The 14,298-nt window shown below is 37.8% G+C and carries 15 protein-coding genes and 1 pseudogene; 7 read left to right on the top strand and 9 right to left on the bottom strand.

What is annotated here, in order from left to right:
- The 4 genes from QVB70_RS11420 to QVB70_RS11405 form a co-directional block, all read left to right on the top strand.
- On the top strand, positions 1 to 813 hold an 813-nt coding region (locus QVB70_RS11420; RefSeq protein WP_287586271.1), incomplete at its 5' end, for a tRNA-guanine transglycosylase.
- A gap of 3 nt (positions 814 to 816) precedes the next feature.
- The gene (locus tag QVB70_RS11415; protein WP_287586270.1) at positions 817 to 2,109 is read left to right on the top strand and encodes a hypothetical protein; all 1,293 of its coding nucleotides are present in this window, start codon (positions 817 to 819) and stop codon (positions 2,107 to 2,109) included.
- Positions 2,110 to 2,123: 14 nt separating this feature from the next.
- Complete coding sequence (locus QVB70_RS11410) at positions 2,124 to 3,593, top strand: hypothetical protein (RefSeq protein ID WP_287586269.1); 1,470 nt, start codon at positions 2,124 to 2,126, stop codon at positions 3,591 to 3,593.
- Complete coding sequence (locus QVB70_RS11405) at positions 3,586 to 4,197, top strand: hypothetical protein (RefSeq protein ID WP_287586265.1); 612 nt, start codon at positions 3,586 to 3,588, stop codon at positions 4,195 to 4,197. Before QVB70_RS11410 ends, QVB70_RS11405 begins: the two co-directional genes overlap by 8 nt.
- A 54-nt stretch (positions 4,198 to 4,251) precedes the next feature.
- On the opposite strand, the gene QVB70_RS11400 is transcribed toward QVB70_RS11405, so the two are convergent.
- The 4 genes from QVB70_RS11400 to QVB70_RS11385 all read right to left on the bottom strand — a co-directional run bounded on the left by QVB70_RS11400 (position 4,252) and on the right by QVB70_RS11385 (position 6,575).
- Positions 4,252 to 4,971: an orotidine 5'-phosphate decarboxylase / HUMPS family protein gene (locus tag QVB70_RS11400; RefSeq protein WP_287586261.1), complete on the bottom strand. Its 720-nt coding sequence runs from the start codon at positions 4,969 to 4,971 to the stop codon at positions 4,252 to 4,254.
- Positions 4,972 to 5,047: 76 nt separating this feature from the next.
- Positions 5,048 to 5,209 carry a ribbon-helix-helix domain-containing protein gene (locus tag QVB70_RS11395; protein ID WP_287586259.1) on the bottom strand — a complete coding sequence of 54 codons (162 nt, stop codon included), beginning with the start codon at positions 5,207 to 5,209 and terminating at the stop codon, positions 5,048 to 5,050.
- 138 nt (positions 5,210 to 5,347) lie between these two features.
- Positions 5,348 to 5,578: a hypothetical protein gene (locus QVB70_RS11390; RefSeq protein ID WP_287586256.1), complete on the bottom strand. Its 231-nt coding sequence runs from the start codon at positions 5,576 to 5,578 to the stop codon at positions 5,348 to 5,350.
- Positions 5,579 to 5,801: 223 nt separating this feature from the next.
- Positions 5,802 to 6,575 carry a TrmB family transcriptional regulator gene (locus tag QVB70_RS11385; protein ID WP_287586254.1) on the bottom strand — a complete coding sequence of 258 codons (774 nt, stop codon included), beginning with the start codon at positions 6,573 to 6,575 and terminating at the stop codon, positions 5,802 to 5,804.
- Positions 6,576 to 6,773: 198 nt separating this feature from the next.
- Between QVB70_RS11385 and QVB70_RS11380 the strand changes: the two genes are divergently transcribed.
- The 3 genes from QVB70_RS11380 to QVB70_RS11370 all read left to right on the top strand — a co-directional run bounded on the left by QVB70_RS11380 (position 6,774) and on the right by QVB70_RS11370 (position 9,708).
- A complete protein-coding gene (locus QVB70_RS11380; protein WP_287586251.1) occupies positions 6,774 to 7,805 on the top strand; it encodes a zinc-binding dehydrogenase in 1,032 nt (343 codons plus the stop codon).
- 32 nt (positions 7,806 to 7,837) lie between these two features.
- Positions 7,838 to 8,980, top strand: a complete 1,143-nt coding sequence (locus tag QVB70_RS11375; RefSeq protein WP_287586249.1) for a DUF362 domain-containing protein — start codon at positions 7,838 to 7,840, stop codon at positions 8,978 to 8,980.
- Positions 8,981 to 9,177: 197 nt separating this feature from the next.
- Positions 9,178 to 9,708: a nitroreductase family protein gene (locus tag QVB70_RS11370; RefSeq protein WP_287586247.1), complete on the top strand. Its 531-nt coding sequence runs from the start codon at positions 9,178 to 9,180 to the stop codon at positions 9,706 to 9,708.
- 215 nt (positions 9,709 to 9,923) lie between these two features.
- On the opposite strand, the gene QVB70_RS11365 is transcribed toward QVB70_RS11370, so the two are convergent.
- The 5 genes and pseudogenes from QVB70_RS11365 to QVB70_RS11350 all read right to left on the bottom strand — a co-directional run bounded on the left by QVB70_RS11365 (position 9,924) and on the right by QVB70_RS11350 (position 14,159).
- On the bottom strand, positions 9,924 to 10,268 hold the full coding sequence (locus QVB70_RS11365) for a nuclear transport factor 2 family protein (RefSeq protein ID WP_287586245.1): 345 nt from the start codon (positions 10,266 to 10,268) through the stop codon (positions 9,924 to 9,926).
- Between the two features lie 116 nt (positions 10,269 to 10,384).
- A pseudogene (locus tag QVB70_RS18575) lies at positions 10,385 to 10,510 on the bottom strand (4Fe-4S binding protein); the annotation flags it as partial.
- 127 nt (positions 10,511 to 10,637) lie between these two features.
- The gene (locus tag QVB70_RS11360; RefSeq protein WP_287586274.1) at positions 10,638 to 11,582 is read right to left on the bottom strand and encodes an isoaspartyl peptidase/L-asparaginase; all 945 of its coding nucleotides are present in this window, start codon (positions 11,580 to 11,582) and stop codon (positions 10,638 to 10,640) included.
- A 29-nt stretch (positions 11,583 to 11,611) separates the two neighbouring features.
- On the bottom strand, positions 11,612 to 13,291 hold the full coding sequence (locus tag QVB70_RS11355) for a thiamine pyrophosphate-binding protein (RefSeq protein WP_287586242.1): 1,680 nt from the start codon (positions 13,289 to 13,291) through the stop codon (positions 11,612 to 11,614).
- Between the two features lie 22 nt (positions 13,292 to 13,313).
- Complete coding sequence (locus QVB70_RS11350; RefSeq protein ID WP_287586240.1) at positions 13,314 to 14,159, bottom strand: sulfite exporter TauE/SafE family protein; 846 nt, start codon at positions 14,157 to 14,159, stop codon at positions 13,314 to 13,316.
- Positions 14,160 to 14,298: the final 139 nt, after the last annotated feature.

Here is a 14,298-nt window from a genome sequence, read left to right as displayed (position 1 = left end):
TTCAATGAAGGTGTTTTATTTTCCATTGTAGGGTTCTTTGAGTCCACTCTTCTGCAAGAAGATTTCTCTTTGAACGAAAAACTTCAATGTGAAACTTTCATGGATTCTGGGGCTTTTGCCGCAGAGACTATGAATTTTAGTTTAGATCCGTATGAAGTCGCCGAATTACATGCAACTCTTGAAGCCGATCTCATAGTACCATTAGATCAAATAATTTTCCCAGAAGATTCGGATAAAATCATAAAGCAAAAGGTCGAAGAGACTATCAAGAACACTGAAATATTGTTAGACTATCGACCAAAGAAAAGTGAGGTTATAGGACCACTTCAAGGTCATTCGTTGGATGTTATCAAAGAAATGTTTGAAAAGTATCGTGAACTTGGAATACAGAAATTTGCTATTGGAGGGTTAGCAAGCCCCTTTCAATCCGATCTCACTATGGCGCTAGACATCATTAAGACTGCACGTAATATCACCAAAGGTTTTTTTCTCCACGTCTTCGGTAGATTCTTACACCCTCGATTGTTAAAATTAGTGATAGAAACAGGTGCAGATTCTGTAGATGGTTTTGGCTATATCCTATCTTCGGTGAGAGGATTTTACACTTTGGAAGGACGATATGAAGTTATAGGGAACATAACTGAGGACCAACTTAAAAGTTGCTCTTGTCCGGCATGTCAAGAGAATTCACTGCAAGATTTTCAGCGAGGGGATGAAGAAGCGCAGTACTTATTGATTATTCATAATATTCACTCACTAATTCAACTTAAGGAACATTATCTTCGCACAATAAATCAAAAAAATAGGGAATAGAAAATGGAAGTATTATCAACTTATCTGGTTCTATCGGGTAGTTTAGCTCCTGGAGAGGCACTTTTACTTCAGAAGATAATTGATGCACCATTAACGAAATCCAAAGCTATGAGATTTCTTAAGAAAGCAGGGTTTTCTGACTATGAAAACATAATTTCAGGGCTTCAAATCAAACAACTGATTAAAGCAGATAATGAAGTGTATCCTAATTGGAAAGGTATTAATACATTTGTGAAAGAAATTGAAGAAAAAATGATGAATATTGCCCATAATCTCATAGAACTGAAAAAATTAGCTGAAGAAGGTATAGAAGAGCCAATTGAATTATCCCTTGAGAATGACTCTCATAAAATCTCGATTGAAAGGTTACTTACGCTTTTCAAAGGCAATAAAATCACAAAATCAGAAAAAAAACTGCTTGAAGGAACTGGAACTTCCTTTGTAGAAGGGATCGATCTTATAGAAAGACTTGCAGAATATGATATCGTTAAAATTACAACAAAAAAACGTAGCAGAACTGTTTCTCTAACTGCTGAAGGAGCTGCATTGAGATATTTGTTTTTAAATAAATCCTATCTCAATGACTCGAACTACGAATGGCTTGAGAAAATGTTTCTGGCACCGCACGACGAATCTTTGGAAAGTTTCTTAAAAATTCTCTCTAACGCAGAAGGAGAAAATATCCCGGGATGGTCCAGATTTCTTTTAAAATTATTTACCGAACTTGGAGTCCTTACAAGCACAGAAGAGGGCATTATACTTGCTGAAGAAAAATCTTCCTCACCATTTTCGAGATCAAAAAGGAATAAATTAGAAGAAAGTGTTTCTGGTTTCATTCCTGTATATGTTAGTCACTTGAGAGAAGTATTGGTAGCCCTAGAAACTTATCACAAATCTAAAGAACTTAAAGAAGAACTCGAATTCGCGAGTTCCACTTTAGGTGGAATTCTAGGAATGCTACTGAAATTCGAATTGGCAACCAAAGGAGTGAAGAAATATCATTTGACCCCAAAAGGTCAAGAACTAGCTAACCTGACAGAAGATGAGTTTCAAAACGAGTTTGGAAAACATGTAAAGGATAATCTCATCTTTTCTGAAACTCTTAAATTTGCAAAAAACACCCCAGACGGAATATTCGGTTTTATGGATCTAGTAGGGTATTTTAGAGCCTCAGGGATAAGCAATTTCAATCCTGCCAAAGCATTATCAGTTTTGCGGATAATGTCGGAAACAGAATTTGGAATTCAGGAAGTTGAAGGTGAATCTAGAAGCTATCAACTAATTGAAAGGGAGTAGGGTAAGGGGCTGCAATGTTAAAACTACAAGACTTAACTAATGTTCGAAAGAAACCTGTTTGTTTCTGTGGCAGAACTTTAGTGAAGAGTTCATTAGGAGAATTTTGTGAAATTCATGGAACTGACATTCGTATAGATCCTATCTTTGTTGATGCATCGTTTCAAATCACTGATTTAGAAGGTGAACCTTTACATGATCACTTTTTGAATGAATCTTTTCCTCAAAATCAGTTTCTAAGGTTGTTTAGATCGTCTAGGCAGAAAAACCTCGGAATAACACAAGAAGAGGTGATTTATGATGTGAGACTTTCACCAAGTTCGACTAAAGAAACTATACTAGAATTAATTGAGGATTTTCTTGGTGAATTAGAGGTAGATAACTATTTTTTTGGATATATTCCTTTTCGGAGTTTTCAGATTAGACGTTCAGGAATAGCAATTTATTACCTTTTTAGATTTCAAATAGTTGCTTCACACAAGGTACAGTTTTATTTCACTGTATTACCACTCCGCAGACTGTCTGATTACATATCATGGCGTTTACATCATTGTCATGGGAACATTCAGAATATCCAGACTTCACTACAAACAAATCGTTCGAGCGTATTTCTGTCTAACGGAGATGCCAGACAAATAAAAGATATTCAATGGGATTCTAGCAAAGCACTTCCTTCGAAGATTATTCTAAATGATCCAGAAAATCAAAATGCAGAAATATTTGAAATACCATCTCGTCTTTATCAAAACAGGACTCACTTTTTTCTAGGCACAAAAACAGAAAATGAGATGATTTCAAGTCTGAAAGAGATAGCATATCAATTTGTGAATGATTTTCAACGATATCTAAGTCTACGATTTCAGTCGGTCACCGCTGATTATAAAAAAGTCAAAGATGAAGTTAAGTTTGAAGATCTCTTAGGAAAATTCATTTACCCAAATGTTCAATTTCTCAGGACTGTTGGTGAAAAACAAAACAAAATAATGACAGAAAAAGGTCTCCTAAAGAAACTATTATTGAATCCTAAAACTAGAAAAACAAGAGCATTATTGGTCGTTTCATGCTCAGCAACGAAAAGTTCTCAAATAAATTCTATTCCAGCTCTTCTAAGATATCTTGGAAAGACATTTCTTTTCTTAAAACACCTTCTTTTAGAAAATTCTTGGCCAACTCATGTTGACCTGCTCATTGTATCTGCAAAATTTGGATTAGTCAAACCCAAAGAGCCTATTCCTTTTTATGAACAACAACTTACGCCTGAAACTGTTTCAACGACTGAACAAAAGATTGATGATCAGATAGAAAATCAAGAGTTAGAGTACGTCGAATGTTTCGTAAACCTTCCAAAACTTTATTTAAAGGCAATAAAAAGCTTGGAAAATGCTTTACAAAGTATTGGCTGTAGTATCAAAAAAATTGTAGAAAATCAAACAAAGCGAAACATTGCTATGATACGTTGGTTGTACCAAAGAGTAATAGATGATTAAAGTGAAAAAAATATTTGCAATTAAAAGAAAGCAGTATCACATTCAATTAATTGATGATGTAGAGGATTGGGAAATATTTAATAGTTTAAAGAATCGTGAAGACCCGCCTATTCGATACAGAATAATCGTCCGTAGGGAAAAAAACATTCTTGCAGAGTATGTGAGAAATTTTAATGTAAAACCATCCTCTGTACATTTAACTAATTTTTTCAAGAAAATATTGCGAAATGAAGATTATAGAGGACAATATCTTGATAAAGGTAATTGGGAAGATATTATTGAATGGGACGATCCAGTTAATCCAAAAACAAAAGCTGATATTAATCGTTTAAATTCAAAACCAATGAAAAAATTACGATTCAAAGATTTTGCCAACCTTAAGGTAGGAGGGAGAGATGGGTTTTCCACCATGAAAGAAGAGGAGTTAGATGCTACAATAAGTGATAGTGATAAAGAATTTATTGAAGGTCGATTACATAGGGCAAATTTAATAATTGTTGCTAAGAGATGGGCAGCCCGTGGATTACAAGCGAGAAAGGCTGTGCGAAAAATCAAAACCGATGAAGAAATTCGAATCAATTTTGAAAAAAGTCGATCTCGATAAGCCAGCAAGCCTCACTGTAACTACCCACCCAAATAAGGACCGACTAATAAACTTTTATGATTCTAAAGCCACAGCGCAGTATTTTTTTGCGGCCTTTCTTATATCAGATGCCGCATATATAGCTCTCCCGATAATTCCATATGCAGGTAGCCCTTCGGTTGCCTCAAATGCAGATTTAATATCTCCACCTTGACGCCCGATACCAGGCATACAAAACATAGGTTGTGGAATTTCATTTTTTAGGAGTTTTACATAGCCTGAGATTTTCTCAGGTTTATTACCAGGGACGATAAAGTACTCAACACCATTCTTTGCTCCATAAAGGTACATTTTTTTTATGGATTCATTCCTAATAAACCCGCCATCTTGATCCAAATATTTTTGATGAGTCATTTCTCCCCCGACTAGGGGCGTTAACCCTTCATTAAATAGAGCGCGTATGAACGCCTCTTCAGTTACAGGTCCAGCTTGTGGGAAAATGATGACTCCAGTAACTCCACTCTCGCTACACGTTCTTGCGAAAAGCTCCCCCATTTGAGGAATATCTGTGCCAGCCTTTTGATGATCATAGATAATAGGTAAATCAGTATGTCTTTTGATCTTATCAACAACTGCACTTAATCCATGACTTAAACCCAATGAGAAACCGATTTTGTATCCGACGATGCCCTCAATATCAGCCGTCAATTCAACGAGATTTTCTAACTCGGCTAGACTCTTAACATCACAAGCAGGAATTATCCCGTATTTTAAATGAAAGAGATTACGTGTCATTGTATAAAAACTCCTCGAAAGATAAATTGATCAGTGATTAATTAAAAGAAACCATCTTTAAATTTTTCAGCGGCAATTAAGAACTAGGAGGTACCCCCTTTTCCCATACTTCTCGCTTCAAGAGATCTCTGACTGCGACACGAATCGCTTCGCTCCGTGACGGATACACACCTATTCGAACTAAGGTATCAAGCCCCTCAAGATATTTCTCTGGCAATTTAACCGAGATAAGCTTCATTCACAACCCTCCTCATGAGGGCTGTGTATAACTTCCTTATAAAGGCTTCGCATACAGAAATATTACTATCGTAATACCGATTATATTCGTACAAAATTGAGAAAAATTAGTTAATAGTAAATAAAAAATACTTTGCGATTAGACATCTTTATAGGTTTTACGCGATTTTGGTGCGCATTTTGGACATAATCGTAAACTCCTTAGCCTACGAACCCCTCCTTCCGATACATACATGCTAAGGTGCTTAGCGCAATCACCACATACGGGCTTTCCACAAAGATCACATGCTAAAACTTTTGCATCGTCCCCTGAGATGTCTTCAGGCCCTCCAATTACTTTTCCGCAATTCACACAAACAACTTCTTCCAACGATCGTCCTCCTATCTGATTAGCTACACTTCAATTAGATACAATCATATTAAAATATCTAACTTCCGAATGCTGCAAATGTCATATTTCTTAACAATCTCAATACTACATAGCTTCGCTCTAAAAAGATTTTCTCATTATATACATTCAACTATATTTTTAATAAATGATACTTTTTTGACAAAAAAGGATGAGGTTTTTATAAAAGGGGTTTCTTTTGAGTTCAATATGACTCTGCAGAACTCCAGAGGAATTCAAAGTATTCTTCTGCAAATCTCGATAATCCTACATGTTCAGACCAAATTCCAAAAGTGGGCTGTAAATCTTTACCTGTAATTTCTCCGAGAATGATAAGTACTTCACGACTATCACTGATGATCCCTCCACCGAATAGGGCATCTCTAACTCTTACTTGTATCCTTTCTGCCAATCGGTCTAAGGCTGACAGGGGCAATGAGCCTTTGGAAATAAGGACTCGGAGGTTCACTCCTCTTTTTATAAGCATCTGCATTGCTGGCTCAAATAATGTGATTAATTCTTCTGTGATAAATGGCAAGGTTACAAGGACCGTCGATCGTGAATTATCCAGTGTCTCAAATGCTTTTTCGAGTAAGTTCGCAGTCCCGTTAATAAGCGTTACCTGATGATATTCGGGCTCTCCGCTTTTCTCATAAACAGGAGTGAGTTCGTCAACAACAACTTGACCAAAATCTTTGAGTTCTCGTTCAATGTTCTGCAATGTAAATTGGACTGCCTCATTTGGTGCCAGAGCACTATAAATTTTTGTTTTATGCTGCATATCACCTTTTCTTACTTGAATAAACCCCTTTTCTTCCAATTTGCGAAGAACTTCATAGATTTTTGAGAGAGGTACATTACTATCGTCGCTTATTTCACTTGCGGGAGATGGTCCTAAGTGTAATAATGTCATATATACACTGATTTCATAGTCTGTTAAACCTAAACCTTTGAATGCATCTCTCACTCGCGAGTTCATCTACAACACCTAATATCAAGAACTTAAATAGCTAACTAAAATCATAAATTGCTACTGAGAAAGTCATATCTTAATCAGCACTGATGCATATATATAAACAATACAAAAAGAATCAGACTTATCTTTAGAAGAGATTGATAAATTTCAAAACATTGTTAAACCAATTCAGAAAAAATACTGAAAGGAGAATGTTATTGAATGAAAGTCCTTATGAAAACTGCTAAGGGAGAAGGTAATGTCGATTTTAAGGACTTAGAACCTCCGAAAATCAAATCTGATGAATTACTTGTAGAGATAAAGGCAGCAGGAATCTGTGGAACGGACCTTCACATTCTCCATGACAAATCCCATTATGTGCCTCCTGTGACTTTAGGTCATGAATATGCGGGAGTTGTTGTTGAAGCTGGAAGTGATGTAACAGATTTCGCAGCTGGAGACAAAGTAACATCACCAGCAACAATTAATTGCGGCGTTTGCCATTTTTGTCGTATAGGTTTTACAAATAGATGTATTGATCCGAACAAGAGAATTCTAGGTGTTGCTCGAGCTAATGGGGCATTTGCTAGATATATGGCAGTACCAGCAAAAATTGCTCATAAACTGCCAAGAGATATCCCTTTCGAAGAAGCTGCATTAGCTGAGCCTGCTGCTTGTGCAATCCATGCCACTGAGATGGTACCAGTTAACATGGGGGACACCGTAGTAATATTGGGACCAGGACCAATGGGATTGTTAATTCTTCAATTAGTAAAACTTGCAGGCGCCTCCCAAACCATAGTCACAGGTATAGCTGCAGACCAAGATAGAATGGAAATTGCCAAAGAGTTAGGTGCTGATCATATCATTAATGTTGAACAAGAGAATCCAACTTTAAAAATAAAAGAAATAACAAATGATTTAGGCGCTGACGTTGTTTTTGAATGCTCAGGCGCACCACCAGCACAAAAACAAGCTTTTGATATTGTCCGAAGAAGAGGAAAGATAGGACTTGTTGGTCTTACGGGACGGGAAATAAATATAAGCCTAGATAAAATTGTAGAAGGAGAATTGGAAGTAAAAGGTTCATGGGGGACGCTCTGGACAAGTTGGAAGTTGGCAATTAAGTTAATTTCACTCAAAAAACTTAAAGTAAAACCCTTAATCTCTGCAACACTACCACTAGAGCAGTGGGAAAAGGGCTTTCAACTGATGGAAAGTAAAGACGCTATCAAGGTATTGTTGATCCCTTAAGGATGCATGTATGAGTTAAAAGAGGCGATTATTTGCACCCTGTTGCGATTTCAAGATCTGGCAACATAGAACAAGATATAACTAAGGCACTTGATGAAATAGGCGGTCTTGAGACTGTTATATCTAAAGGGGATATTGTATTATGCAAGCCTAATGTGCAGGGCTCATTTTCACCAGGTTCGGGTATTATTACGGATGCAAAGGTAGTTCATGTTATAGTTAAAATGGTAAAAAAGTTGGGAGCAATACCAGTAATTGGTGAGAGTTCGGTACATGGGAGAGTTACCGAAGAATGCTTACATGCCTCAGGAATGTACGAAGTGGCAAAAAAGGAATCTGTGAAAATTGTTGATTTTGACAAAGATGAGGTCGTAAGAGTCCCCATTACAAAAGGAACTGTGCTAAAAGAAGTACGAACTGTTAAAACTGTAGTTGAAAGTGATGTAATTATCGATATTCCTGTAATGAAGACCCATGTTGCAACGGGCGTCACATTAGCTTTGAAAAATATGAAAGGTGTGCTGCCTAGGAGAGAGAAAGCTAAGGTACATTTTGCTGGGCTGGAAGAAGGTATCGCCGATTTGAATGCAACGTTCACTCCAGACATCGTCATCGCAGATGGTATTGTAGGATTAGAAGGACTTGGGCCTTCAAGAGGCACTCCAGTAGAAATGGGTTTGATCGTTGCAGGATTTGAACCAGTAACTGTAGATAGCGTTTGTACAGAAATCATGGGAATGGATCCAAACGAAATTAAACACCTTGAATATGCATATTCAAAAGGGTTGGGTGAAATTGACATTGATAACATGGAACTGTACGGTGCGCCAATAGATACAGTTAAGAGAACCTTCAAAGAGCCTTGGTTGCAGTTAAAAGAATTTAAAGGAATTGAACTTATAAATGGGAACGCCTGTAGTGGATGTCTTACAGAATTGTTAAGAAATTTGGAGTACGCGAAAATTGATGGAAGACTTGACGATCTCAAAAATTCTACTTTTTATATAGGTCCAGATGTTCAATTTAATGAAAAATGTAAAAAGAATGTTTTGGTAGGTAACTGCTGCAAAAAACTTGCTGAGTTTGGAATATTCATCGAAGGTTGCCCGCCCCCAGGTTATGTAATCCGAGAAAAAATAGATGAAGCGAGAAGAGTACTAAAAACTAAATCATGAGATTACATATATTATTCTCTGAAGTGCTTTTTGTCCCATCTGTCTTAAAGTTTTTGCCCAAGAGTCAGATCTAGAGAGATTTACAATTTGTAATTTGTAAAAGAAAATTCTAAAAGTATGAATAGCCCATACAAACATTTTGTTCTTAATTTTACGATTATTTTCTTGAATTGGGGTCAGAATAAGGAGGGAAAATCATGCCTATGACCTGGGAAAAAGATTTGAAACCGATATATAGTCCAGATGATTTTCATTGGGGAAAATTGAAAGCGGATCCTGATAAATGTACCGGAGAGAAATGTGGGTTGTGTATTGAGAACTGTCCTTTCGATACATGGGAAATAGATGAGAATTACATTCCAAAAATGAAAGAAAACTGGCCATGTTTTAGCTGTTACAACTGTATGGTAGCCTGCCCAGAGGATGCTATCTCTATCATTGAATCATACCACGTGGACTCAGGGTTCTGGAAAACTCTTCCTGGCCCCTTGCCAGCTAGAACGCCCCTAGAACCTCGGGATGCTGAAGGTAAATCCGATCAATGGAATGCTGTCGAGAAAGTGATATTCATGCGGCGTAGCGTGCGAAACTTCTCGGACAAGCCGGTACCAGAACATCTCATAAAGAGGGTGCTGGAAGCAGGTCGGTTTGCTCCTAGCGCTGAGAACACTCAACCTTGGAAGTTCATTGTTGTTACCAACAAGGACTTTAAAAAAAACGCAATTTAAAAAACATAATTAAACCAATGCACCAACCTATCAATAGCACAGCAGGCCCAATTCCTAATTTTTTGTCTGATGACTAAAAAGAAAACGAACTAATTAGCGATGCATTGCAGTTTCTCATTATCCACTACTGCTATTCTTTTTACCATGAGAAGACAGAATATTGATGGTTTTTTAAATTTGTGTATTTGGCTGGTTAAATCCAGAATACTCAACACTTATTTTTTTTCAACATGTGCTGCAAAAGTTTGAAGTCCTATCTTTCCATCTTTGATAACAAATGTATCAGTTCCGATATAGAATTTATGTGATTCCGATTCTGCATTCCATGCAATGTATGCTACATTTTCTTGTATTTGCTGTTGCAGCAGCTTAAAATCGCACCCAGGTGGCAATAATTCGGTGGTGAACATTTTAAATAGGGCTCGTATCTCTGAAAGACCCTTAACCACTTTATCTGGTGTAAATATCACACTATCTTCAGTGTAATCTTTTACTATCTCATCTACATTCCCAGTTCCAAATGATTCTAAATGGTGTTTTAATATTTCTTCAGTTGTCATGCAATATCCCCCCATATGATTTAATCTAGAAATTATTTTCCTTATAGGTTGGTGATCAACTTTCCAACCTAAACTTATAAAAATATGTATGTATAGTTCAAGTTTTTATATTTTTTTTATTTACATATTTTTAATATACATACATTTGTAGGAGGATCGAGTGAACTACCTTCTACGAGGTGTGTCGCATCTTTGGGGCATGTCGTAACACAGAGCCCACATCCATAGCAATTTCCGCGATCACTCTAGATTTTCCATTTTGCGATACTTTAGCACCGAAGACGCATCTTTCGATGCAGACGCCACATCCGTCACACAGATTTATATCGACGATACTCCAGAAAAATAAGTTCTCTTACAGTTTGAATATTATATTGTCACTTCTGGAGTGGACATCTCGGTATTCATCCAAGCTCTTGGCATTTTTGTTGTGTTATAAGATAAACCCACATTTCCGTTTTTGTCGATCACGATAACTCCGCCTTTGCCACCAATTTTCGTCCATAGAAAATCAATTGCAACATCTGCAGCTTTCTGGGCGTTATGCCCGCGCTCTATTAAATCGCAAGTAGTTTTCGCGAGAGTTGTTTTGATAATTGACTCTCCATGCCCTGTTGCTGAAACACCACCAGAGTCATTATCTGCATAGGTGCCACATCCGATCAATGGAGAGTCACCAATTCGTCCCGATAACTTCATCGGCATGCCACCAGTACTAGTTCCAGCCGCTATATCTCCGTTTTTATCAATGGCAACTGCACCGACAGTGTCTAAGGGCACGTTTTTGAGAAGAGGATATTTGTCAAGTAGTTCCACCTGAGCTTTGAGATATCCATCAACGAGTTTATCGCCCATACGCTCATTTATATCCTCCCATAATTTTTTCCTTCTTTCAACAACTAATTCGCCAAAAGAACAAACTTCTTGTGCGCAAACAGCCCTGGCAAAGTCATCGGCTCCCTTACCAACAAGAAACACATGGATCGTTTCTTCAGCAATTTTTCTCGCTAAAGAAATAGGATGGCGAACATTTGAAACAGATCCTACAGCACCCGCCTTCAGCGTTTTTCCATCCATAATAGCAGCATCCATTTCAATATGTCCATCTAAGGTCAGTACTGAACCAATTCCAGCGTTAAACGAATCGTCATCTTCTAAAATCCTAATCGCTGCTTCAACAGCATCTAAAGCATTGCCTTCGGCTTTAAGGACTTCAATTCCAGCTATAGCTGCGTGACTTATTCCAGTTTTATTTGGACCAACTAGTTCACGACTTACATCCCACGCTCCACCATGCACAACTATTGCAGGCACATTTTTCAAAAACTCACCTCAAATTCAATTCATACGCGAATTGGTGCTTCAAAGGGATCTGTAATGAATTCAAGTACCGCAGGGATGCCTTCTTTTGTTGCATTCAATGCGTTCTTCAATGCGGGTATGATCTCGGATGGCTTTTCTACCCTTTCGCCATAACAATTGAAAGCCTCAGCAACTTTTACAAAACTGGGATTTGATCCTTTAAGATCACATGAAATAAAACGAGAATCATAAGTTCTACGTTGAAAGGTTTTAATCACTCCAAGGCAATCATTATTTAGCACACAACTTATTACCGGCAAATTATGTTTCACACAGGTTGCCAATTCCTGAAGTGTCATAGAAAAACCTCCGTCTCCGGCTATGACAACAACATTATCATTTGGTCTGGCAACTTTGGATCCAATAGCTGCTGGTAGTCCGTACCCCATGGGTCCAAATTCTCCAGAATTAATCCATGTGCCAGGTTCGTAAATATCTAATAAGCCATTGGCAGCCGCTAGCATTTTGTGCTCACCTGCATCAAGCGTAAAAACTGTTTTACGGTCGAAGAATTTACGAACCTCTTTTATAACTCGTTGGGGCTTCAAAGGGACATCATCCGATGTTATCTTGTCATGTATTTCATTTTGCCACTCTTTCTTTCCATTTTCTAGCATTTGCAACCAAGGAGTATCCTTTGCTCGTGGCGTTGTTAGATGCTGTTTGAGGACATTTATAAGATCGGACAGCGTGGCTCCTGCATCTCCAACAATACCTATTTCAACTGGATAATTCTTCCCAATTTCTGTAGGATCTATATCAATGTGAATAATCTTCGTTTCTGGATTGATAATCTTCCAATGATTCATACTTAAGTCAGCAAAGCGGCATCCAACTGCCAGAAGTGCATCCGCCTGATAAACAAATTTATTAACGTATCTTGCGCTAAAAACTCCTGTCCTGCCTATAGAAAGAGGATGATCCTCAGGAAAACATCCACGTCCATTCAGAGTGCATGCAACTGGGATCCATAACAGTTCTGCTAGTTCTAGTAGTTCTTTATAGGCACTACCGGGAGAATAGTGGCATCCACCACCCGCCAAGATTACTGGGCGTTCAGCCTGTAAAAGTAGATCAATAGCTTTCTTGATTAACTCGGGATCGGCCCTTGGCTTTGCAAAGGCTCTATATATTCGTTCAGATTTTATATCTTCTTCACCACTTATTTCTTTACGAAGTACGTCCTCAGGTATCACTATATGTACCGGACCTGGACGTCCGCTTAACGCAACTCGATAGGCAGTCCTGATGGTATGATAAACTTTATCGGGCAGTGAAAGAACATTAGAGAGTTTAGTGATGGGGTGGAAGATGCCTTGCATTTCAATATGCTGAAATGCGCCTTTCCCTATGATTTCTGCACTTCGGTCTCCAGTAAATGCGATCATCGGTGTAGAATCAATCCATGCCCCAGCAATTCCAATTCCTAAATTCATCGCACCAGGTCCAAGCGAAGCATCACAAATACCTACCTTACCTGTAATTTTTGCGTAAGCATCTGCAGCTTGTGATGCAGTCTGTTCATGTCTGACTAAAACGTGATAAATATTTGAATCATAAAGAGCGTCATAAAGAGGAAGTGTCTGTGTGCCAGGATGCCCAAAAACGTATTTTGTTTTTTCAGACTCCATAATCTTAACAATCGCATTTGCAACATTCATTTAACCATCTTCAAGGTCTCTTCTAAATAGCAAATAATGAAATAAACATTCTAATACCAGCAAACGCCATTAAAATAGCAAAAATTTTTCTGAGTTTCCTTCTTTCTATTTTTTGCGCCGCTCGTGCACCAATTTGTCCACCGATAACCGTACCAATAGCCAATAAAACGCCTATAGATAGGATTACATTTCCCAGCAATAAATGAGTGGTCATGCCAAAACTTGATGTGAAAATGATAATAAAGAGCGATGTTGCAATCGCTATATGAATTGGTATTCCAAATATCAGATTCAGTACTGGAACTTGGATTATGCCACCCCCCACTCCCAATAAACCGGACACTAAGCCTGCACAAAAACCAAATAATGCAATTAGAGGAATGCTCACGGTATACTCAAATTGAGTCCCATCCGGTTCAGTGCATATTCGACTAACACACAGAAACTTTGAGCCAGATACGTCCTCTTCTGTATCAGATTGTAGGCCTAATTTATCCTTGTTATTCTTTTTCAGGAACATCCGAACACTTGCGATAAAGAGTACAACACCAAAAATAGCCTTGAGAATGTCTTCAGGTATTAGTACTGAAACATTCGCCCCTATCACAGCGCCAGTAATAGTAAAGGGGATCATCATTGCCCCTAATTTAAGATCAGTGACCCTTTTTCTTACATACTCTACACTACTACTAGAAGAGGTAAAAACGATCGTAAAAAGGCTTGTCCCGATAGACTGGCGAATTGGAATTCCAAATACCAAGTTCAGGAGAGGTACCATTATGAATCCACCGCCAAGCCCTAGTAAAGCTGCTATAAACCCTACTCCAATCCCAGCTAAAGCGTATAAAATTATCATCAAATCAGCCAAAGAAAATTCCTCCAAAAATTGAAAGGCTTTAAGTGGGCTAGCTTTAATAAGTTTTTTAAAAATAAATAGAGCTATAAAGATTACAACATTAATAGGAAGGATAGTCGTTTCTATTTACCATATCTTTTTTAAAGTGAAG

This window comes from Candidatus Borrarchaeum sp., assembly GCF_019058535.1.
Taxonomy (GTDB): domain Archaea; phylum Asgardarchaeota; class Sifarchaeia; order Borrarchaeales; family Borrarchaeaceae; genus Borrarchaeum; species Borrarchaeum weybense.
The sequence above is the reverse complement of the archived record's forward strand: the minus strand, read 5'-3'. Positions and strand labels throughout refer to the sequence as shown.